This window comes from Rhodococcus sp. JS3073, from assembly GCF_026810085.1.
GTDB classification, from domain to species: Bacteria; Actinomycetota; Actinomycetes; order Mycobacteriales; family Mycobacteriaceae; genus Rhodococcus_F; species Rhodococcus_F wratislaviensis.
The window spans coordinates 7,754,434-7,774,032 of record NZ_CP113951.1; the positions used below are offsets into that span (position 1 = coordinate 7,754,434).

At 62.1% G+C, this 19,599-nt stretch carries 17 protein-coding genes; 10 read left to right on the forward strand and 7 right to left on the reverse strand.

Going from position 1 to position 19,599, the window contains the following annotated elements; all coding sequences use genetic code 11:
- Positions 1 to 27 precede the first annotated feature (27 nt).
- Positions 28 to 408, forward strand: coding sequence for a nuclear transport factor 2 family protein (locus OYT95_RS35420; protein ID WP_268790260.1), 381 nt, complete (start codon positions 28 to 30; stop codon positions 406 to 408).
- Positions 409 to 811: 403 nt separating this feature from the next.
- Here the strand turns inward: OYT95_RS35420 and OYT95_RS35425 are convergent, their stop codons facing one another.
- Positions 812 to 946, reverse strand: a complete 135-nt coding sequence (locus OYT95_RS35425) for a hypothetical protein (protein WP_268790261.1) — start codon at positions 944 to 946, stop codon at positions 812 to 814.
- A 132-nt stretch (positions 947 to 1,078) separates the two neighbouring features.
- Between OYT95_RS35425 and OYT95_RS35430 the strand changes: the two genes are divergently transcribed.
- The 5 genes from OYT95_RS35430 to OYT95_RS35450 all read left to right on the forward strand — a co-directional run bounded on the left by OYT95_RS35430 (position 1,079) and on the right by OYT95_RS35450 (position 8,146).
- Positions 1,079 to 1,363, forward strand: a complete 285-nt coding sequence (locus OYT95_RS35430) for a YciI family protein (protein ID WP_268790262.1) — start codon at positions 1,079 to 1,081, stop codon at positions 1,361 to 1,363.
- A gap of 1,669 nt (positions 1,364 to 3,032) precedes the next feature.
- Complete coding sequence (locus OYT95_RS35435; RefSeq protein ID WP_268790263.1) at positions 3,033 to 4,505, forward strand: aldehyde dehydrogenase family protein; 1,473 nt, start codon at positions 3,033 to 3,035, stop codon at positions 4,503 to 4,505.
- Between the two features lie 105 nt (positions 4,506 to 4,610).
- Complete coding sequence (locus OYT95_RS35440; protein ID WP_268790264.1) at positions 4,611 to 6,227, forward strand: flavin-containing monooxygenase; 1,617 nt, start codon at positions 4,611 to 4,613, stop codon at positions 6,225 to 6,227.
- Positions 6,228 to 6,272: 45 nt separating this feature from the next.
- Positions 6,273 to 7,178 carry an alpha/beta hydrolase gene (locus tag OYT95_RS35445; RefSeq protein WP_268790265.1) on the forward strand — a complete coding sequence of 302 codons (906 nt, stop codon included), beginning with the start codon at positions 6,273 to 6,275 and terminating at the stop codon, positions 7,176 to 7,178.
- Between the two features lie 167 nt (positions 7,179 to 7,345).
- Positions 7,346 to 8,146 (forward strand): crotonase/enoyl-CoA hydratase family protein, encoded by an 801-nt coding sequence (locus OYT95_RS35450; RefSeq protein ID WP_268790266.1) that lies wholly within the window; start codon positions 7,346 to 7,348, stop codon positions 8,144 to 8,146.
- 111 nt (positions 8,147 to 8,257) lie between these two features.
- Here the strand turns inward: OYT95_RS35450 and OYT95_RS35455 are convergent, their stop codons facing one another.
- The 3 genes from OYT95_RS35455 to OYT95_RS35465 are packed head-to-tail and all read right to left on the reverse strand — an operon-like array spanning position 8,258 to position 11,669.
- A complete protein-coding gene (locus OYT95_RS35455) occupies positions 8,258 to 9,286 on the reverse strand; it encodes an acyl-CoA dehydrogenase family protein (RefSeq protein WP_268790267.1) in 1,029 nt (342 codons plus the stop codon).
- Entirely contained in the window at positions 9,286 to 10,431 is a 1,146-nt protein-coding gene (locus OYT95_RS35460; protein WP_268790268.1) for an acyl-CoA dehydrogenase family protein, read from the reverse strand. The genes OYT95_RS35455 and OYT95_RS35460 overlap by 1 nt, the downstream gene beginning before the upstream one ends.
- Positions 10,432 to 10,445: 14 nt before the next feature.
- On the reverse strand, positions 10,446 to 11,669 hold the full coding sequence (locus tag OYT95_RS35465) for a CaiB/BaiF CoA transferase family protein (protein WP_112298462.1): 1,224 nt from the start codon (positions 11,667 to 11,669) through the stop codon (positions 10,446 to 10,448).
- 151 nt (positions 11,670 to 11,820) lie between these two features.
- On the opposite strand from OYT95_RS35465, the gene OYT95_RS35470 reads away from it, so the two are divergent.
- On the forward strand, positions 11,821 to 12,576 hold the full coding sequence (locus OYT95_RS35470) for an IclR family transcriptional regulator (protein WP_112298461.1): 756 nt from the start codon (positions 11,821 to 11,823) through the stop codon (positions 12,574 to 12,576).
- 24 nt (positions 12,577 to 12,600) lie between these two features.
- Here the strand turns inward: OYT95_RS35470 and OYT95_RS35475 are convergent, their stop codons facing one another.
- The gene (locus tag OYT95_RS35475; protein ID WP_268790269.1) at positions 12,601 to 13,533 is read right to left on the reverse strand and encodes an alpha/beta hydrolase; all 933 of its coding nucleotides are present in this window, start codon (positions 13,531 to 13,533) and stop codon (positions 12,601 to 12,603) included.
- A gap of 227 nt (positions 13,534 to 13,760) precedes the next feature.
- Here OYT95_RS35475 and OYT95_RS35480 point away from each other — a divergent pair, with 227 nt between their 5' ends.
- From OYT95_RS35480 to nudC, 3 genes are all read left to right on the forward strand, one after another.
- Positions 13,761 to 14,504 carry an alpha/beta fold hydrolase gene (locus OYT95_RS35480; RefSeq protein WP_268790270.1) on the forward strand — a complete coding sequence of 248 codons (744 nt, stop codon included), beginning with the start codon at positions 13,761 to 13,763 and terminating at the stop codon, positions 14,502 to 14,504.
- 85 nt (positions 14,505 to 14,589) lie between these two features.
- On the forward strand, positions 14,590 to 14,877 hold the full coding sequence (locus OYT95_RS35485; protein WP_268790271.1) for a Dabb family protein: 288 nt from the start codon (positions 14,590 to 14,592) through the stop codon (positions 14,875 to 14,877).
- Between the two features lie 73 nt (positions 14,878 to 14,950).
- Positions 14,951 to 15,877, forward strand: coding sequence for an NAD(+) diphosphatase (nudC, locus tag OYT95_RS35490; RefSeq protein WP_268790272.1), 927 nt, complete (start codon positions 14,951 to 14,953; stop codon positions 15,875 to 15,877).
- A 40-nt stretch (positions 15,878 to 15,917) separates the two neighbouring features.
- Here the strand turns inward: nudC and OYT95_RS35495 are convergent, their stop codons facing one another.
- Positions 15,918 to 17,660 carry a sigma-54-dependent Fis family transcriptional regulator gene (locus tag OYT95_RS35495; protein ID WP_268790273.1) on the reverse strand — a complete coding sequence of 581 codons (1,743 nt, stop codon included), beginning with the start codon at positions 17,658 to 17,660 and terminating at the stop codon, positions 15,918 to 15,920.
- A gap of 174 nt (positions 17,661 to 17,834) precedes the next feature.
- On the reverse strand, positions 17,835 to 19,481 hold the full coding sequence (locus OYT95_RS35500; protein WP_268790274.1) for a long-chain fatty acid--CoA ligase: 1,647 nt from the start codon (positions 19,479 to 19,481) through the stop codon (positions 17,835 to 17,837).
- Positions 19,482 to 19,599 lie beyond the last annotated feature (118 nt).

Consider the following 19,599-nt stretch of genomic DNA (forward strand, 5'->3'; position numbering starts at 1 on the left):
CACATCACCAGAGAAAGAGAGTTCGCGATGACCACAGTCACGACCGAGGTCGAGACCACCCGTAAACTTCTCGAAGCCGCCGACACCGACATCGCCGCGTTCTTCGACTACTTCTCCGACGACTGCGTCTTCCGGATGGGCAACAACGCCCCCGTCATCGGAAAGAGCGCCATCCAAACCTGGGTAGCGCAGTACCTGAACTCGGTGGTGTCGATGCGCCACGAGATCATCGAAGAATGGTCAGAGGGAAACGTCACCGCGCTCCGGGTCGAGGTCACCTACACCTTGCAGAACGGTGAATCCTTCACACTTCCCGCCGTCACGCGCACCCGCGTCGAGCACAACAAGGTGACCGAGTACCTGATCTTCATGGACCCCAGCCCCGTTGCCTCGGGCACCTCGCGATAGCAGCGCCCAAGTCGGACCGCGGGCCCAATGGGTGAACACGACAAGCTCTGACTTGTTGAATCACCTGTGGATGCGATTGGGATCTGCAGTCTCGTAGCGTCCAGGGTGTCGATCGGCGCAGGCACTATGCCACCATCTTTAGAGGTTGGCTCACTAATAGCGTGCCATGGGTGGAGGGAGGGGAGGAAGGAAGGTCATCTGGGGGGTGTTCACCTATGGCGAGCGGTGATGCGCACCTTGGCAGCTCCACGAACTGACCGGCCGGTAATCACGCGTAGAGGGGCCTCTAGTCACACCTGATTCCGCCCCGAGCATCTCGATGGAGCCCCGCTCCATCAAGACCTGGAACGCTTCGGTCCGTTTCACCGCGCGCGTGATGAGCGGGTGGCCACGGCGCTGTCGTCTACCGTTCGGCGTAGTGGGCGACGCCGGTCCAGTCGATGAACACGCAGGGCTCATCACCGAGAATCCAGGCGTCGTGTCCGGGCGGGCAGATCATGAGATCACCGCAGCCGAGCGCAGAGCGGGTCCGATCCATTATTCAAGAAGACCCAGTGTTGCGAAATAGGACACGAGCCACCTCATCCGTACTTCTAACCTTCTCAGGTGCGCACTCCATGTGCATATTCGGAGCCGTTTCATGTCCCATCCCCCCACTTGAGGAGTAACCATGGCCTTGTTCGCTGTGATCTGGTCGTACACCACCGATGCCTCGGTCAAAGAGGCTGCGCATGCCGAACACCTGACTTTCGTCAAGGATGCCGCTGCCCGAGGCGTGCTGCAGGAGGCCGGCGCCTGGGCCGACGGCGCCGGAGCCCTACTGGTATTCCAAGCGGTCAGCGAAGACGCCTTGCATTCCCTGCTTGCGGAGGATCCTTACGTCAAGCGGGGCGTCGTCGTAGAGCAGCGCATTTACCAATGGAATCCAGTCATAGGCCCTCTCGTCGGCATCTAGCGACAATGCGGCACGCTCAGTCCCTGGTGGCTCGTTGTCGAAGTATCTTTGCGGTTTGCTTTCGGTAAGTACTTGGTCGGCGGTGTTGGTCCAGACGAACGGCGCACAGCGGGTGTTACATCCGTTGATGAAGGTGCGGATCTTGGTGGTCAGCTCGTTCACGGAGCTGAAGGTCCGCGGTGGATGGCCTGCTGTTCGAATAGTCTGAACCACACCTCCGCAAGGTTCATCCATGATGCGAGGTGGGCGTGAATACACATGAATACGAGGATTTTCGCCAGCCACGCCCGGACTTCGGCCTGGTGGCGTCGTTGTCCTTCACCGGATACAGCTGCCGCTCCGAGTAGGCGCGGGCGAGGTGTTTGAAGAAGAGTAGGAACTCCTGAAGGCGATGTCGCGGTTTGCGCTGCCCGAGCGAGCCGATCCGCATCGACAGCATCGGTGCGGTCCGGCCCATGGCCCGAATCCGCTACTTCTTAGTCCACGCACAGCACGAGGGTGTTGTCTGTGGATTCAAGTACAGGCCGACGGTGTCGATCACCTTGGCGACCAAATCCGGATCCGTAAGAACTTGAACAGTGAGTTCAAGCCACGGCAGTGAAGTTCCCTCTTTCCCTACGAACGGTGTTTCACTGCCGCAGCCTTGTTCGCCGCTCGCCTGTGCGGCGCGAAAGATGGCACTCTACTTACGCTTCGACTTGTGCTGTAGTTCCAGCCACAGTCACAGCTGCCAACCCCGTAGCCTTCTCGCTCGACAAATGACGTCGGGACCGGGGCGACGGTCATGCCTGCTTACGAAGGCCGGGTTTCGAAGTCTTTGCGCACAAAACAGATTGGACGCGGCTGTTCCAAGAGTATGTTGCGCAGGTCGTGAGTGGAGCGCGGGTGTGCCGGCGAAATCGCTCGTCTACGCCGTGGAACCCGATTCGACCAATCCCCGGAATCAATGTGGAACTCAGCGAGTGCTCAGTTTATTTGTAGTGTTGGACAAAGCTATTCGGTGCCAGTCAAAGCCGTCGACTCCAGGATCGGGCGGCGAAATCGATCATCTATGCTGCCCACCTCCTCGATCCCGCCAGGTTTCGTCGCGGATCCACCGTGCTCGGCAAAATGCTTATATACGTAAATTAATCTCCTATTGTGTTTCCGGGGTTTGGATGTCATGCTTGCCCTGCAAGGTGTTCCAGGTCACTTGGGATAGTCATTGCTGAATCGGTTTGTAAGGTGGCCGGGGCGCTGGACGGTCCACTAGCTATCGTCCTCACACGATTCGGCGCCTCCTTACGCCGCCGTAGATTCGCGAACGGGAGCGGATGTCGAGAAGGTCGAGTCGCTGGGCGGACCACGCCACTCCGGGTGCCGGCTAAAAGAGCCAGGCAGCAGCGTGTTGTGATGCCTGTGAGTCTTCAAAGAGTGCTGAGTGCAAGTCTTTTGGGGACAAGTGAGTGATTGTCCCAGTTACTTTGAACTACCGTCGCTCTACTGCACTGAGCACGGAAAGTCCGACATCGACCCGACCGCGGTGAAAGTGCGGACTACAGAACAGTCGAGAAGATTCTCGTACTGGCACGCCTGCCGCGTTGCGTGGACGGGTGATCAGGCAATTCAAGTCCGCGCCGGGTGGTGAACTTCCAACCATTTCTGCGCCTACACAGATCGGGGAAACAAGATGTCCATGAGCTTGGACCACCCAGCACTGTCGTCGTCGATCGCTGACGGGAGAACGTTGTATATCGCAGGTCGATGGAGTACCGCCACCGACACTTTCGAGCGTGTAGATCCCTCCGATCTCCGCCGTGTGACGGGAATCTACGCTTCGGCGACTCCCGGCGATGTCGAGGCTGGGTATGCGGCCGCCGCCGGTGCTCAACCAGAGTGGTCCGAGACGACAGCAATTCAGCGGTCGGACTTTCTTCGTTCTGCCGCTGATCTCTTGGAAAGCCGCGTTCACGACGCTGCCCTGACAATCACCGCAGACATGGGGAAGGCGATCCGCGACGCACGCGCCGAGGTCCTGCGAAGTGTCGCCATTCTCCGCTACTACGCCGGTGAGATCCTACAGCCTAGTGGAGAGACGTACCCCAGTGCTGATCCACACACGATGCTGATGACGGTAGAGGAGCCGCTCGGCGTCGTCTGTGCAATCACACCGTGGAACTTTCCCTTCGCGCTTCCGGCATGGAAGATCGCGGCGGCAATAGGTTTCGGGAACGCAGTTGTGTGGAAGCCTGCAGAACCGGCCTGCGGATCCGCAGTGTTTCTGACGCAGATCCTCGCAGAAGCCGGGTTGCCCGCGGGGGTCCTCAATCTGGTGACGGGCAGCGGTAGAAAGCTTTCGGCGGCACTCACCGGGAACGCGCGACTCGCAGCCTTGACATTCACCGGTTCGGGTGCCGTCGGGTCGCGACTACGTCAGGCCGTCGCCGATCGCAACGTCAAGGTCCAGCTCGAGCTGGGTGGCAAGAATCCGTCCATTGTTCTCGCCGACGCCGATGTCGAGGATGCAGCGCTACAGATCGTGAAGAGCGCGATGCTCCACACGGGACAACGCTGCACAGCGACGAGCCGGGTCTACGTGGACCGCGCCGTCGCTCCCAGACTACGAGAACTGCTGGTGAAGCACGCTGACGCGCTCGTAGTCGGTGATCCGTACGACGAAGCCACCGACATCGGGCCCCTTGCCTCGGTGGAGCAACGTGACACGGTGGCCGGATACCTGCGACTCGCCCACGACGAGAACGCCGAGTTTCTTACGGGAAGGGAGTTCGACTCCGACACTTGTTATATCGCACCAACAGTCCTGGCCGGGGTGTCGGAGGCAAGCAGGCTCGTCAGGGAGGAGGTCTTCGGGCCAGTCGTGACCGTGCAGGAGGTCGATGGATTCGACGGTGCGCTGAAGGCCGCGAACGACACGGACTACGGCCTGTCCTCTGGAGTGTTCACTAGAGACATCGCGACGGCGATGACCTTCATCCGGCGCACACAATCGGGGTTGGTGCATGTCAATCGCGAGACGAGCAGTGTCGAGCCGCATGTGCCGTTCGGTGGCCTCAAAGGCTCGAGCAGCATGAGCAGAGAACAGGGCAAGGCTGCACGTACTTTCTTCACAACCACCAAGACTGCGTATGTCCGTTGGACCTAGAAGCTGGACCGGACGAGCTTCCCCGCATTCAGCTCTTCACTTTCTGCGACACAGAGCGCAATCGCCAAACCCCCAAGTAGCCCTTGGCATCAAGAGGAGACCAACATGAGCACTGCCGCACCGACCGTGACCGAAGTACTCGACGTTCTCGTTGTAGGAGCCGGATTCGCCGGGCTGTACCAGCTCGAAAATCTGCGGAGTCGAGGCTATTCGGTGAAAGTAGTCGAGGCGGGTGAGGGTCTGGGCGGAATCTGGCACTGGAACCGCTACCCGGGTGCCCGAGTGGACAGCGAAGGTCCCATCTACCAGTTCACGCGCCCCGACCTATGGGATGAATTCGCGTTCTCCGAGCTCTATCCCGGAGGTGACGAACTGCGCCGCTACTTCAAGTACGTCGACGCGAAGCTCGATCTGAGCAAGGACATCTACTACAACACCCGGGTCATTTCCGCCGAGTTCGACGATACGGCGAACACCTGGACCGTGACCGCGGAGAACGGAAGCACTTTCGTCTGCAAGTACTTCGTTCTGTGCACCGGATTCGCGGCAAAGCCGATCTTCCCGAAGCTCCCGGGAATGGACAGCTTCGCAGGGATCAACCACCACACCGGTCTGTGGCCCGAAGGCGGAATCGAATTCGCGGGAAAGCGAATCGCCATCATCGGTACCGGCGCAAGCGGTGTGCAGGTCGCTCAGGAGGCGTCGAAGAAGGCCGCACAGCTGACCATCTTCCAGCGCACCCCCGTTCAGGCGCTCCCGATGCGACAGCGCCAGCTCACCGACGAGGACAACGCGAAGATCAAGTTCGATCTGGCGGACAGATTCAGTCGTCGTTCGGCGTCATTCTCCGGCTTCGACTTCGACTTCATACCCAAGTCAGCCCTCCAGGTGAGCGAGGAGGAGCGAATCACCACTTATGAGCGACTGTGGGAGTGCGGTTTCGAGTTCTGGCTCGGAACGTACCAAGACGTCTTCGTCGAGGATGACGCAAACGACACGGCCTACGAGTTCTGGCGTGACCGGACGCGTGCCCGGATCAAGGACCCGGTCATTGCCGAGAAGCTGGCGCCGATGAAGAAGGCGTACCCCTTCGGCGTGAAGCGTCCCTCGCTGGAGCAGACGTACTACGACATCTTCAACCAGGACAACGTGCGTCTCGTCGATCTGCACGAGGACCCGATCGAGACGATCACGCCCACCGGGCTGAAGACCACATCGGAGGAGCACGAGTTCGACATCATCGTCTATGCAACGGGCTTCGACGCCGTCACCGGTGGCCTGACCGCTATCGACATTCGCGGCACCGACGGTACATTGCTCCGGGACAAGTGGTCGAATGGTGTGCGGGCAAACCTCGGAGTCGCAACGGCAGGATTTCCCAACCTGCTTTTCCTCTACGGACCACTGAGCCCGTCGGGCTTCTGCAACGGGCCCAGCTGCGCCGAGATCCAAGGTGACCTCGTCGTCAACACCATCGACTACATGCGGGACAACGGATTGAACCGCATCGAGTCCGAGGCGGACGCGGATGCTGCCTGGTCCGATCACGTCGCCGAGCTGACGGCCGAGGCGCTCTATGACAAAGCCGACTCCTGGTACATGGGTGCCAACGTCCCGGGTAAGCCGCGGCAGTTGCTGAACTACCCCGGTGGTCTTCCCCTCTACCTGGCCAAGTGGGACGAGACCGTATGTGCGGGATACAAGGGCTTCACGCTTTCCTGAGCAGTCAATTTGCCTCCCTCGAGTAGTGATGAAAGTGAGCAACACATGTCCGTGAGCAAAGAATCCCTGTTCCTCAACGACCTGTACGCTTCGTGGCTTGCCCGGTCCGAAGGAATGGACCTCGCCAGTCAGCGAGATATGTTCGAAGAGTGGCATCTTCCGACCATCGAACCCATCGACGTCACCTATGAGGAAGTGACAGCCAATGGTGTGCCGGCAACGTGGGCCAAGCCTTTGGGGGCCGCCGAGGACCGCGTGATTGTCTTCACCCACGGTGGTGGGTTCGTGACAGGTTCACGGTTCTCACACCGCAAGCTCGCAGCACACCTCGCTAAACTGGCGGGTGTTCACGCCCTGATCGTGGACTATCGGCTCGCGCCGGAGCATAAGCACCCGGCCCAACTCGAAGACTGTATGGCCGTCCACAAGTGGCTTCGCACGCAAGGTTACAAGGCGGAGTACACGGCGACTGTCGGCGACTCGGCGGGTGCCAATCTCGCGATCTCGACAGCGTTCGAACTCGCGAGCTTGGAACTACCCACCCCTGCTGCCGTCGTCACGCTTTCGCCTTGGCTCGATATGGAGATCAAGGGGTTGACGGTCGAATCGAACGACGCGGTCGACGTACTGGCCAAGAGGGCGGTTCTGGAAATGATGCGGGAGATGTTCCTCTCCGAACCCGCAGATGCAGCGGACCCGCGCGCGAACCCACTGCTCAACGACTACACCGGCTTCCCTCCGGTGTACGTATCGGTCGGAGGCTTCGAGACGCTGCTGGACGACTCACGTCGGTTGGCCGAATTGATCGAGAAGGTGAGCGGCGAGGTCGTGCTCGACGTGGTCGATGAGCAACAGCATGTATTTCACTTCAACGCGGGACGGGCACCCGAGGCGGATCAAGCGGTGAGCCGGATTGCCCAGTGGCTGCGACCCAAGTTGGGCCTCGCCTGAAGTCTGCCCGCGCCGCGTGCGTATGAACGCGAAGGCTCTCGGCGGCAAGAGATGAACGTGCTCGTCGGCGGCGGTCTGTCTGGCTCGCCGCCGACGAGTTCGTTCGCGTGCCGGTCGGGCACCAGTCGAACGATCGATCCGCAGTGAAAGATAGAGGAGATACACCCATGGATAGTCCAGTCCTCGTCCAACGCGACGGGTTCATCGAGACATGGACGATTAATCTACCCGCGCAGAGCAATCCTATTTCCGGGATGGAGGTAGTCGACGAATTGGTCGCCTGCGTCGAGGCCGTCAACGCCGACTACGGTGTGCGAGCTGTCATCGTCACCGGTGCCGGATCGACGTTTTCCGCCGGCGGAAACGTCAAGGACATGGCGAATCGTCGCGGATTGTTCGGGGGGAAGCCTCACGAACAACGGGATGGCTACAGAGCTGGGATACAACGGATTCCGCGGATCATGTACAACTGCGACGTGCCGCTCATCGCAGCAGTGAACGGCCCTGCAATCGGTGCCGGATGCGACCTCGCCCTCATGTGCGACCTCCGCATTGCCAGCGGAAAGGCATTCTTTGCAGAGAGCTTCGTCAAGCTCGGAATCATCCCGGGTGACGGTGGCGCGTGGCTGCTGCCCAAGGCTGTCGGGATGGCGCGGGCGGCAGAGATGATCTTGACGGGTGACCGTGTCGACGCGATCAAGGCACTCGAGTGGGGATTGGTCTCCAGTGTCGTTGCGCCGGAGAAGTTGCTCGACGAAGCTCGCGCGCTCGCCGGCCGGGTGGCCGCCAATCCGCCACACTCGGTACGGATGGCCAAGAGGCTCCTCCGCGAGGGACAGCACCAAAGCCTCGACAGTCTCCTCGAATTATCCGCTGCCATGCAGGCGCTGGTTCAGCAGACGACCGATCACACGGAGGCAGTCAATGCCTTCATGGAGAAGAGAACTGCCGCCTTCACCGGCGAGTGACGTGCCCGAGAAACCGAAGAACTCCGTGGATGCGAATTGGATGCTTCCACGGAGTTCTTCTTTCAGGTCTGCTCGCGAAACTGGTGCCCCTTCTGGTGGCGCCTGGGCACTTCAGCGGGTGATGAGGCCCCAGATATTCTCGCAACCTGCTTCGAGAGCGGCGGTAGCCAAGGTGTCGTCCCAGTAGTGGACGGATCCGAATTCTGAGCGCCACGCCAGGGCGGGATTGGTGAATTCGTGCAGCCTGTGCTCGCGGGTGGTGCCGATCGCACCGTGCACCTGGTGGGCGTTACGGACGACGACCGATGCCGCGTGTCCAGCACATGACCGGGCGACGGCAATGAGGAGTTCGAGGTTCTCATTCGACCACTGCGTGCGGACCGCTTCCGTCAGTGCTGCTTCGGTCGCTGTTCGGGCGAGGGAAGCTTCTGCTGCCATGTCAGCCACCAGGTTTTGAACGGCTTGAAATCTGGCCAGTGGGCGTCCGAATTGCACTCGCTCGGTGGTGTGGGCGATGGAGAGATCGAGGATGCGGTCGAGGGCGGCACACACCTGCAGCGCTCGGATGAGGGCGCCCCGCAGAAAGAGTTGTCGGATCGCCGAGTCCGACACTGGGGTGCCCGACAATGCGATCGTGTCGGCGGAAACGATGTCGCGGGGTTCGTCGGCGAGGTTGGACCCGGAGGTGATGTCGAAAAGTGTTGTCTCGAGGTCGGCGACGACGTACGTGTCGTTCTTCCGCCAGACCGTGACGATCTTGTCTGCCTGGGATGCCCACGGCACGCCGCGGGCGACGCCTTTCTCGTCTAGTACGCATGCGGTGAGGCGCGCATTGTCCATCGGTAGGCCGGCTTCTTCGAGGAGCCAACCGGCGAGCAGGTCGTGTTCGGCGAGAGGAATTCGGACCCCGTGTGATGCCGCGGCGCGCAAGAGTTCCGCGGCCTCGTACCAGCCTGCGCCGCTGCCGCCGGTCTCTTCGCGGCCGGTCAGCCGGACAAGACCCAGTTCGTCGAGTTGTGCCCACAGAGAGGGATCGCACGTGGCGATACCGTCCTCGGGCCCGGTCCGTTCCCGGTGATCGGAAAAGACCGCGGACATCATGTCGGTGAGGTCCGCGTCGACCGTGGTTGGTGCGTGCATCAGCGCATCCCCAATCCCCGCGCGATCACGCCGCGCAGAACTTCGTTGGTGCCGCCACGGAGAGTAAATCCCGGGCGTTGGACGATGGCGTCCTCGAGCATCGAGGTGTACCGAGGAGGCGAAGATTCATCGGTGAGGAGGTCGGCGAAGTCGGCTATGTCGCCTTCGGTGGACGTCCCGAGGACCTTGACCACGGCTGCGGCGGTGTCGGCGGGTTCGTGGCGCTCGAGTGCGCCCGCCACTGCGGTCGACATCTGGTGCAGACCGGCGATCCGTGCGAGATACCGGCCCAGATTCGAATGCCGCGGTAAGGTTCCCTGCTTCATCTGTTCGGCGGTCTTCGCGAGTAGGACGAACGTCGACAGGAATCGCTCCGGGCCGCTGCGTTCGAAGCTGAGTTCCGAGGTGACCTGCTGCCACCCGTTGTCGATGGTGCCGAAGACCATCTCGTCCTCGACGAGGACCTCGTCGAGGAGGACCTCGTTGAAGTGGTGCTGCCCGTTCATCGACATGATCGGCCGGATGTCGACTCCGGGGGCGTGCAGATCGACGATGAACTGGCTGAGGCCATCGTGTCGATGTGCGGGATCGAGTTGGGCGGTGCGGGCAAGGCAGATGAACGCGTCAGCGCGATGAGCACCGGAGGTCCAGACCTTGGCTCCGGTGATAGACCACCCTCCGTCAACCCGGGTGGCCTTTGTGCGCACACTGGCCAAGTCGGACCCGGAATCCGGTTCGCTCATACCGATACCGAAGTAGCATTCTCCGCGCGTGATCGCCGGCAAGAACTTGTGCTTCTGGACCTCGGTGCCGTACTTCAGCAGCGACGGGACGATCTGCCGGTCGGCGATCCAGTGGGCGGCGACGGGGGCGCCGGCGGCGAGCAACTCTTCGGTGACGACGAACCGTTCGAGGTGGCGGCGACCGTGGCCGCCGTACTCGGCCGGCACGGTCATGCCGAGCCATCCGCGGGCGGCTAATGCACGTGTGAAGTCTTCGTCCCAGCCAGTCAACCAGGAGTCGACCTGTCGGCGGATCTTGCCTTCACTGAGCTGCTCGGCAAGAAACCCACGGACTTCGGTCCGTAAGTCGTCCATGGCGTGTGGATCACTGGAGACCGGGGGCACCAGTCTGAGCTTGGTCATGATGTTTCTTCCGTTCAGGAGGAGGTGGCCTGAGGCGACGTCGCCGTGACGACGGATGCATCGGCCAGCGCATGGACGCGGTCGGCGGAGTAACCGAGATCTTCGAGGATCGTGAAGGTGTCCTCACCGAGCAGGGGAGCGTGTCGGCTGAACGAAATCGGTGTGCGCGACATCGCGAACGGAGTGCGGGTGGCGTAATACTCGCCTTCGGTGGGATGTTCACGCTTGGTGATCAATCCCTGGTCCAGGACGTAGGCGTTCTCGTGTGCGTGGGCGAGATCGAGTAGGTCGGACGCGGGAATTCCCTGTGTCTGACACAAGTCCAACCATTCCCGCGTGGTCCGGCTCGGGACGGCCTCACGGATCGCCGAGAGAAGTTCGCCCATGTGGGTGTGGCGGTCGTTCACCGAGGCGTAGCGGGGGTTGTTCACCAGATCGGCGCGGCCGGCGATGATGAAGAAGTCGTTCCAGTTCTTCGCCGAGTACGGCATGATGCAGATCCAGCCGTCGGCCGTCTGGTGCGGGACTCGTTCCGGTGTCAGCACGCGCGCCCATCCGAAGTTCTCTTCCACGGGGACGAAGGTGTGGCCACCGAAGTGCTCGACGAGATTGAAGCCGATCATCGCGTCGACCATCGGCACGTCGACCTCCTGGCCGAGGCCGGTGCGCTTCTTCTCCATCGCGGCGGCGAGGACGGCGATGACGATGTAGAGCCCGACGACCTTGTCGGCGATGACGTATGGGGCATAACGAGGTTCTCCGTCGATGAGTTCCGCTAGTTTCGCGGCGCCGGACGCGGCCTGCACGATGTCGTCGTAGGCGGGGTAGTCCCGGAAGGCGGTCTCGGAGCCGTACGCCTGTGCGGTGCAGAGGATCAGTCCCGGATTGTTCTCCGAGAGTCGCTCGTAGGTGATGCCCAACTTCTGCCGGGAGCGCGGCCGTAGATTCGTCACCAACACATCCGCGTTGCGCACCAGATCGTCGAGGATCTCGCGGCCCTCGACGGAGGCGAGGTCGATCGCGATGCTGCGCTTGTTGCGCTGAAGGTTGAGTGTCAGAGCGCTCATACCTTCATGGCGGCGGGCACCTATATCTCGGCTCATGTCACCGTCGAGGCTCTCGACCTTGATGACGTCTGCGCCCATGTCGGCGAGGGTTGCGGTGGCGAAGGGGCCCATGATCACGGTCGTCAGATCGATGACGCGCAGACCATGAAGAGCGCCGGGGGTGAGTTCCACTGAAACCTCTTTCGCTGCGACAGGAAGCACTTCAAGGACTATGTCAGCCTGAGCAGTTTTCCGCAATAAGGGAGCGAATTACAGATATAAGTAAGATAGAGTGGTGGTGACCGCTCGGATGGAGCAGTGCCTGTAGGGAGAATGTGCCGTGATGCAATCAGATGACACCCTCAATGTTCGAGGCCGCAGTCGCCATCGAACCGTGGACCGCATTGCTGCGATACTCGAGCTCGTAGCCCGATCCCGCACCGGACTCACCTTGAGTGGGATGGCCAAAGAGCTCGACGCGCCGATTAGTTCGACGCAAGGTCTCGTCAACGGCCTCGTTGCGACGGGTTATCTCGAGGAGCACGAGCGACGGTACTCGCTCGGCAGTGCCCCGTATCTACTCAACCGCCTCGCCGGACGGCAGCCAGTCTCGACGGTCACGCACGCCGACCTCGAAGACGTCCACGCGAGTTCCGGCTTGACGACCGTGCTGTCGATCGCCGTCGGTCCGAACATCTTCTACGTCGACTACTGCTCTTCCGACCCAAAGTTCGCGTACCTCGCCGAGAATTACGTGAGGCGATCGCTCATCCGTACCTCCGGCGGCTGGATACTGCTTGCCGGGATGGAGAAGCGGGACCTCTGGGCGTACATCCAAACTCTGCCCGACGAGGATCGCGACACTGTCGAGCGGTTCTTCGCTGCCCTACCGGAGATCGAACAGACCGGAATCTGCGCCTCCCCCAACGAGTCGACCGACGGCGACGGTGTCTCGGTCGCGGTTCGTGAGAACGGCAAGACCGTCGCCGCCGTCGGAGTCATCGCACCACACACCGTGATCACGAAGGAGCGCGACAGGCTGGTCGCCCTCTTGGAGCAAGGTGCCCGGAGTTGGTCCGATCGCAGCGTACGACCGTAATGCAGCCGACCCGGGACACCGTGGTCAGCCGGCGAACTGCTTGCCGAGGAATTCGACGACGGCACCGTGCAGTTCAGCGCTACGCGGAATGGCGCCGGTCATCCAGTACACGGCATGGACAAGGCCTTCATACAGTTCGACCTGCACGGGGACGCCCTGGTCGGCCATCCTCCGGCCGTAGTCCACGCCCTCGTCCCGAGTGACCTCGTATTCGTTGAGCAACAGCAGGGTGGAGGGAAGCCCCGCCAGATCCGCGGCCTTGGCCGGGGAGGCGTAGGGATTCTCGGCGTCTTCCGGGGTGGCCAGGTACTGCTCCCAGAACCAGTCGATGGCTGCCGTGGTGACCAAGTACCCCTCGGCGTTCTCCTCGCGCGACGGGAATCGTGCCGTGCCGTCGATCACCGGATAGATCAATACCTGAGCGCGCAGTGCCGGGGCGCCGGTGTCGCGTGCCCGGAGGGCTGTGACCGCGGCCAGGTTGCCTCCGGCGCTGTCACCCATCACGGCTACGCGCGTGCCGTCGCCACCGAAGTCGGCTGCGTGCTCGACCACCCAGTTCAGTGCCGCGAACGCATCTTCGGGTGCGGCAGGAAACTTGTGCTCGGGAGCCAGCCGGTAACTCAGTGCAGCCACGATGACTTTCGCATCGGCGGCGAGCGCGCGACACGGCTGCTCGGTGACGTCGAGGCTGCCGGCGACCCAGCCACCGCCGTGGATGTACACCACGATCGGCAGAGGTGTTTCGGACTCCGGGATGTAGAGACGCACTGGCTGGTCGCCACCGGGGCCGGGGTAGACCGTGTCGACGACACGAGCGACGACCGCGTTCGGTGCCTGGAGGTCGCTGAAGGACTCGACGACCCCACGGACTTCAGCAACGCTCATCTGCTCGAACGACTTCAGTCCCTGCTCGTTCAAAGTGTCTATCAAATTCTTGACCGCAGGATCGAGTGCCATGGTGTTCTCCTTCATGTCATGAGCAAGTCTGTTCAGCCGACAGGTGGAGCCACCCTATGGGTGCGTTCGGCGCGGGGAGTGTCCGAAAATCACACACGCATCCGCGCCCCCGGCGTCACGGGCGTGTGTTTCACAATCGGACACGCCGACGCCCTGCGGTTCTAGTTTGATTCGGAGTGATCAACAGACGGCTGGAATTTCAGCGTCGCCGACAGAGAGGAACGGCAGTGAACGCGATTGCAGCGATCGAAGGAAGCGGTGACCATCGGATCCTGGTGTTGCACGGCTGGGCGCTGGACAGCAGCGTATGGCTCACCGCCCGCGCCCGGACGGATCAGTCCCGCTTCACCTACGCGTACCTCGACTTTCCGGGATACGGGGTCAACCGTCCCGAAGCACCGGCCGACGGAATCGACGGGATGGCCGCGGTCGCACTCGACGCCGCCGATCAGCTCGGATGGTCGACCTTTTCCGTTCTCGGACATTCGATGGGGGGCACCACAGCGCTTCGGGTGGCGACCCTCGCACCTGAACGCGTGACCTCGGTCGTCGCACTGACGCCCGTCTCCCCGGCAGGTACCCGTCTCGACGAAGCGACCTACGGTTCCTTTGCCGGGGCCTGGGCAGACCCGGGTGCAGCCATCCGTGGCGCGCTGGCACCATACATCGACGAGACAGATCTGAAGAACCTCGTCGACCGCAACCGCTCGACGATGGACCAGGCAACCTGGGAGTCCTACCTGAAGAACTGGACCAGTCCCGACTTCCTCGATCGGATTGGCACCTACGAAGGGCCTGCCACCCTGATCGTGGGTGAGAGCGACCCGTTCGTCACCGCCGAATATCTCGGGGACACGTTGGCGGCCTTGAAGAACGGGTACCTGAAGACCGTCAAGGGCAAAGCCGGGCACTACCCCATGGTGGAGAACGCTCCGGAGACGGTGGCATTGGCGGAGCAATCTCTGTACTGATCTGACCGGGACGCAATCCGGGTTCCGAGCATGCCACGTTCGAATTACGAATCCAGGGAGGATTCTCACCATGTTGAATCACGTTGTGACGTTCAAATGGAAGCAGGACATCAGTGATGAGCACATTCAGTCATTCCACGAAGCTCTGAGCGCAGTCTCGGAGAATATTCCGGAGGTCGTGGAATACCGTTACGGAAGGGATCTTGCCCTCAAGCCCGGCAGCGGCGACTACGCAATCTCCGCGACCTTCGAAGACGTCCCCGACTTTCGCACATACCTGGCACATCCCGATCATGTGCGCCTCGTCCAGGAATTCATTTCGGTGATGGCCGAATCGTATTCGTCCGTTCAGATCGAATTCGCCTCGCGATAGACGCGACGGGACCGTCGTTTCTCGAACGACGGTCCGGTCGACAGTGTCGCTCGTTTCCGAAAGTTGTGATCCAGTGGTGTATGTCGAACATACCGGGCAGGCCCCGTCACGTGGTGCCCTGAGTCGTCCCGTCTCGGTGCGTGACGACGCGGCTGCGTGGGTGGAGGCGTGGCCGGATGCCCGAATACTTCGCGTGAACGGTCGCGGTCAAGTCCGGCTTGTCGACAGACAACTGATGCTGGAACCGGCCGCCGATCTCTACTCCGAGCCTCCCGCGCGCGCCGTGTTGCTCGGCGTCTGTGGCACGGTCCACGAGTGGGCGGTGCGGGACGAGTTCCTCGCTGACGATTTTTCTGCGGGAACCGAGGTCGAGGTCGGTGACCTGCGCTCACACGGAGCACTCCTCGATGCTGCTGACGCCGACCGGTATGTCACAGCGTTGGCATTGCTGACGTGGCAGGGCGACGCCCATTTCTGCGCGCGGGATGGGGCGCCGTCAACGATCACCTCGGGTGGGTGGATACGCGTGTGCACGGCGTGCGGCCGGGAGGAATATCCGCGTACCGATCCGGCGATCATTTGTCTGGTGCACGATGGGGCAGACCGAGTACTGCTGGCGCGGCAGGCGAACTGGCCGGCACGGAACTTCTCGACGCTGGCGGGCTTCGTCGAGGCGGGTGAGTCCCTGGAAAGCTGTGTGGCACGGGAAGTTGCGGAGGAGGTCGGTCTCGTCGTCTCCGATGTGGTCTACGTCGGAAGTCAGCCCTGGCCCTTCCCACGCTCCCTCATGCTCGGATTCCATGCCACGGCCGACCCTCGAGACGAGCTCGTCTTCATGGATGGCGAGATCGGCGAGGCTCTCTGGTGCACCCGCGCGGAGGTGCAGGAGGCTCTCGCTGCCGGGGATTGGACGAGCTCGGCGGATGCGCGCGTGTTGTTGCCCGGCGCAGTCTCGATTGCGAGGCGCATGCTCGAGGCCTGGGCACGAGCCGGTGATTGACGCTCTGTCTCGATCGGCACGGTCCCGTCATCGCCTGGCACTACTGCGGAAGGAACCGGCTTCCGTCGATTCCCAGGGCGCGCATTTTGCGGTAGAGGGTGGAGCGAGCTACCCCCAGGCGTTGCGCAGCCAGTAGTTTGTTGCCGTCGGTCTCGACGAGTGCCCTGAGCAACGCGTCACGCTCCGCCAATTCGAGTGACGTCGAGGCATTTCGGCGGCGTAGATCACCGTCGCGGTATCCGTCGGGCAGATGCTGCACTCCGATGTCGGAGCCCATCGACCGCAGGAGCGATGACGCCAGAACCGATTCGAGCTCTCTGACGTTTCCCGGCCAGTCCCGCGCGACCAGCAGTTGCAAAGCAGTGGGTTGCAGTCGCAGGCCGTTGCGGTCCGGGGAATGTTTACGTAGTAAGGCGACACTGATGTCGGCGATGTCTTCGGACCGAAGTCGCAGTGGATCGATCTCTATGCGGCGCATGAAGTGATCGCACAGTCGTCCGGCGGGGCCTTGACGGACCCCTTCGCCGGCGGTGGCAATGATGTGAGCGCGATTGTCGACGGCCTCGCTGAGGATCGCGCAGACGTTGGAGACCAGTTGTTCCGGCAGGAGATCGAGATGCCGGATGATGAGGGCTCCGTCGACCTTGTTCCAATTGACCAGTCCGGCAATCCACGCGTCGGGGTCGACGGAGGCGGTACCAGCGTCGAACACGGTGAAATGACCGTCGGCATCCTGCATCCGGTGGAGGGCGCTCGCGGCGAAGAACTTGCCGGCGCCGGGTTCTCCGGTGACGAGCACAGGTGCGTCGATCGCGGCGAGTCGCTCGAGTTCGGTCTGCAGTCGTTTCGTCGACAAACTGCGGCCGGGAATCTTGACAGTCTCCGTGCGTCTTTCGACGGGGGAGGCCGACGCCAATTGACGGGCGGACGACTTCTTCGTATCGCGGGGATGCGGCCGCATCTCGATGACGATACCCGCCGGCGTTCGGGCGTCTCCGACTCTACGTGCAGTTGCGGAAACCGTGACGTTGTCGGCGAGCCTGACTTCCCCGATGAACTCGTCTCGGCCGGCCAGCATTCGGCATGCCCAATCCCACAGGAGCGCCTGGTCGGACGTGTCGATGATCTGTGCGGCCATCGGAGTGGTCATGATGACATCTTGATTCAAGGACACCACTGCAGAGGAGCCGCGTCGAGAGGCCTGCAGGAAGGACTGGAGAAGCAGTTGCTCGCGATCGGAGGACTCGGCGTAGAGGCGCGACTGAATTTCGCGAACTGCTGATTGCGCCAGGGCGCCCATCAACGCGTTGGAGTCCGACAGGTTGGAGGTGATGTCGAGTATCCCCTCCACGGTGCGGGTGATCGGATGGACGATAGGAACACCGACGCACGCCAGGCTCTGCAGCGCCTCACGGAAGTGCTCACCACCGCTGACTTGGAACGGTCGTCGCTCCTCCAACGCGGTGCCGATCCCGTTGGTGCCGGTGTCCTCCTCGGCATAGCGGAAACCGGGTGCCACATAGGCGCGGTCCAAACGCGCTCGCAACCCTGCGTCACCCGCCCTGCGGTCGACGATCTGAGCGGCGGAATCGGCCAGCAGGATGGTTGCGGGGGCGTCCTGCAGGTGTAGGACGAGGTTGTCGATCACGGGATCGGCGGCTCTCCTCAACCGGCTGTCACGATCGACGTCCGGCGTGTAGGGAAGGTCGCCATCGCCGGACGAGACGCCGATAACTTCACACCGCCGCCATGACGCCTCGATCTCGGGTCGGAGGGTGCTCAACTCCTGGCTCTCTCGTGATGGCGCTGATGTCCAGAATCGTTCACGTTCGTTCAATGGCTCGCGGCCCGCCTTGTCGATACTCATAGCCACCTTACATCACTGGTCAGGGGGTTTTCCGAGCTGACCCTCCTTGCAATGTAACCTGGCTCACATCTGTGGGTGTGTCCCGTTTTGCTACAGTCCGCTCGTTGTACCGGACCTGGTGGGGATGACTGCAACGTTGTGGTCGCGACCATCGGAGACTGTGCTCGCCTGGTCTGTCGATGTGGGCTGACCTGTGTTTTCCCGATGCTGTCGTCTGATGTCGGCTTTGTCGATCTTGCCCATTGCAGTCTTGGGGATCTCATCGACTCTCACGAAACGATCGGGCAGCCAGAATCGGGGAAGTGTTGTCGCCAGGAACGTCCGGAGCTCCTCGTCGGTCACGTCGGCGTCCAGCCGGATCCACGCGAGGGGGCGTTCCTGCCATGTGTCGTCCGGTATGGCGATGACGGCGGCCTCCGAGACAGACGGATGAAGCATGAGCGCATTCTCGAGGTCTATCGAGGAGATCCACTCCCCACCGCTCTTGACGAGGTCCTTTTCGCGGTCCTTGATCTGCAGGCCGGCATCTGGGTGAACGGTCGCCACATCGCCGGTGCGCAGCCAGCCGTCTCGAAAGCTGTCCGGCGTTCGTGGATCGTCCAGGTATTCCCGGGCGACCCACGGCGAACGTACTTCCAGTTCGCCGACGGTCTGACCATCCCAGTGTTGCGGTGAGCCGGATTCGTCCACGACTCGGAGCTCGAACAACGGCAGTGGCCTGCCCTGCATCGAGCCGCCGGGGGAGAAGGTGCCCATCGGAGATGTCTCGGTCATTCCCCATCCATTCACGACGCGGGCGCCTTGCTCAGCCCACCACCGCGCCAGCGCGACCGGCGGCACCTGCCCTCCGAGCCACATCGTCTTCAGCTCCGAGAGGTCGTAGCCACAGTTTCGGCGTAGGTGCTCGTCGCGCATGAGGGCGGCGACCGTTGGCGAGCCGACGAAGGTGTCGGGCCGTTCGCCATCGATCAAGTCCAGGAACCGCTCGGGTGTGGGGTGCGGTCCGGGAAGCACCAGGCGTGCGCCCTGGAGCGCCGCCGCGTAGGGGACACCCCAGCCGTTGACGTGCGACATTTGGGTGGCGAGCAGGTAGGCCCGCTCCGCGTCGATCTCGACTCCGCCCTTGGTGCTGATCGCCATGGCGTGGAGCACGATGCTCCGGTGGCTGTAGACCACGCCCTTGGGCGACCCGGTCGTGCCCGAGGTGAAGCAGATCGACGCCGCAGTGTTTTCGTAGATCTCCTGGAAGGACCCGTGGGTGGATGCGCGTGAAACGAACTGATCATAGGGAATGACCTGGTCGAAGTCATCGATCGCACCGGGTTCGCCCACAACGATGAGGTGGCGAACCGTGGGAATCCGGCCACGCATCGCCTCTACCGACGGGAGGAGATCCTCGTCGACGATCAGGATCTCATCTGAAACATGGTTGATCGTATAGGCCATGTGTTCGACTGGCATGCGGTGATTTACCGTGTGCAGGACGGCCCCGAGCGCTGGGACCGCAAAGTATGCCGCCAGGTGCTGACGGGTATTCCACGCCATGGTTGCGACTCGGGACCCGCGTTTCACGCCGATCGATGCGAGCGCACCGGCCAGATCCCTCACATCGGAGACCAGGTCCCGGTACGTGAAATTGCGAACTCCGTCCGAAGTCCAGGCCGTGTTGATCCGAGCGCCATTCACGTTCTCGGCGCGCCACAGCAGCCTCGCCACCGACAATTGACTACTCATCATGAGCCCATCCACCGGTCCTACCGCCTTTCATCGGATCGCTCCAAGTCGGGTCCTCGGTGGATGCCAACTCTGCGACCACGTAATAGGCCGATCCTGTACCCCCCGTCGGGCACACGGT

What these genes read in the sequence shown, in the direction of transcription:
- OYT95_RS35430 (WP_268790262.1), top strand. Translation starts at nt 1,079, where the DNA reads ATGGCCTTGTTCGCTGTGATCTGGTCGTACACCACCGATGCCTCGGTC.
- OYT95_RS35445 (WP_268790265.1), top strand. Translation starts at nt 6,273, where the DNA reads ATGTCCGTGAGCAAAGAATCCCTGTTCCTCAACGACCTGTACGCTTCG.
- OYT95_RS35440 (WP_268790264.1), top strand. Translation starts at nt 4,611, where the DNA reads ATGAGCACTGCCGCACCGACCGTGACCGAAGTACTCGACGTTCTCGTT.
- OYT95_RS35425 (WP_268790261.1), bottom strand. Translation starts at nt 946, where the DNA reads ATGGATCGGACCCGCTCTGCGCTCGGCTGCGGTGATCTCATGATCTGC.
- OYT95_RS35475 (WP_268790269.1), bottom strand. Translation starts at nt 13,533, where the DNA reads ATGGCACTCGATCCTGCGGTCAAGAATTTGATAGACACTTTGAACGAG.
- OYT95_RS35420 (WP_268790260.1), top strand. Translation starts at nt 28, where the DNA reads ATGACCACAGTCACGACCGAGGTCGAGACCACCCGTAAACTTCTCGAA.
- OYT95_RS35450 (WP_268790266.1), top strand. Translation starts at nt 7,346, where the DNA reads ATGGATAGTCCAGTCCTCGTCCAACGCGACGGGTTCATCGAGACATGG.
- OYT95_RS35470 (WP_112298461.1), top strand. Translation starts at nt 11,821, where the DNA reads ATGCAATCAGATGACACCCTCAATGTTCGAGGCCGCAGTCGCCATCGA.
- OYT95_RS35455 (WP_268790267.1), bottom strand. Translation starts at nt 9,286, where the DNA reads ATGCACGCACCAACCACGGTCGACGCGGACCTCACCGACATGATGTCC.
- OYT95_RS35460 (WP_268790268.1), bottom strand. Translation starts at nt 10,431, where the DNA reads ATGACCAAGCTCAGACTGGTGCCCCCGGTCTCCAGTGATCCACACGCC.
- OYT95_RS35500 (WP_268790274.1), bottom strand. Translation starts at nt 19,481, where the DNA reads ATGATGAGTAGTCAATTGTCGGTGGCGAGGCTGCTGTGGCGCGCCGAG.
- OYT95_RS35435 (WP_268790263.1), top strand. Translation starts at nt 3,033, where the DNA reads ATGTCCATGAGCTTGGACCACCCAGCACTGTCGTCGTCGATCGCTGAC.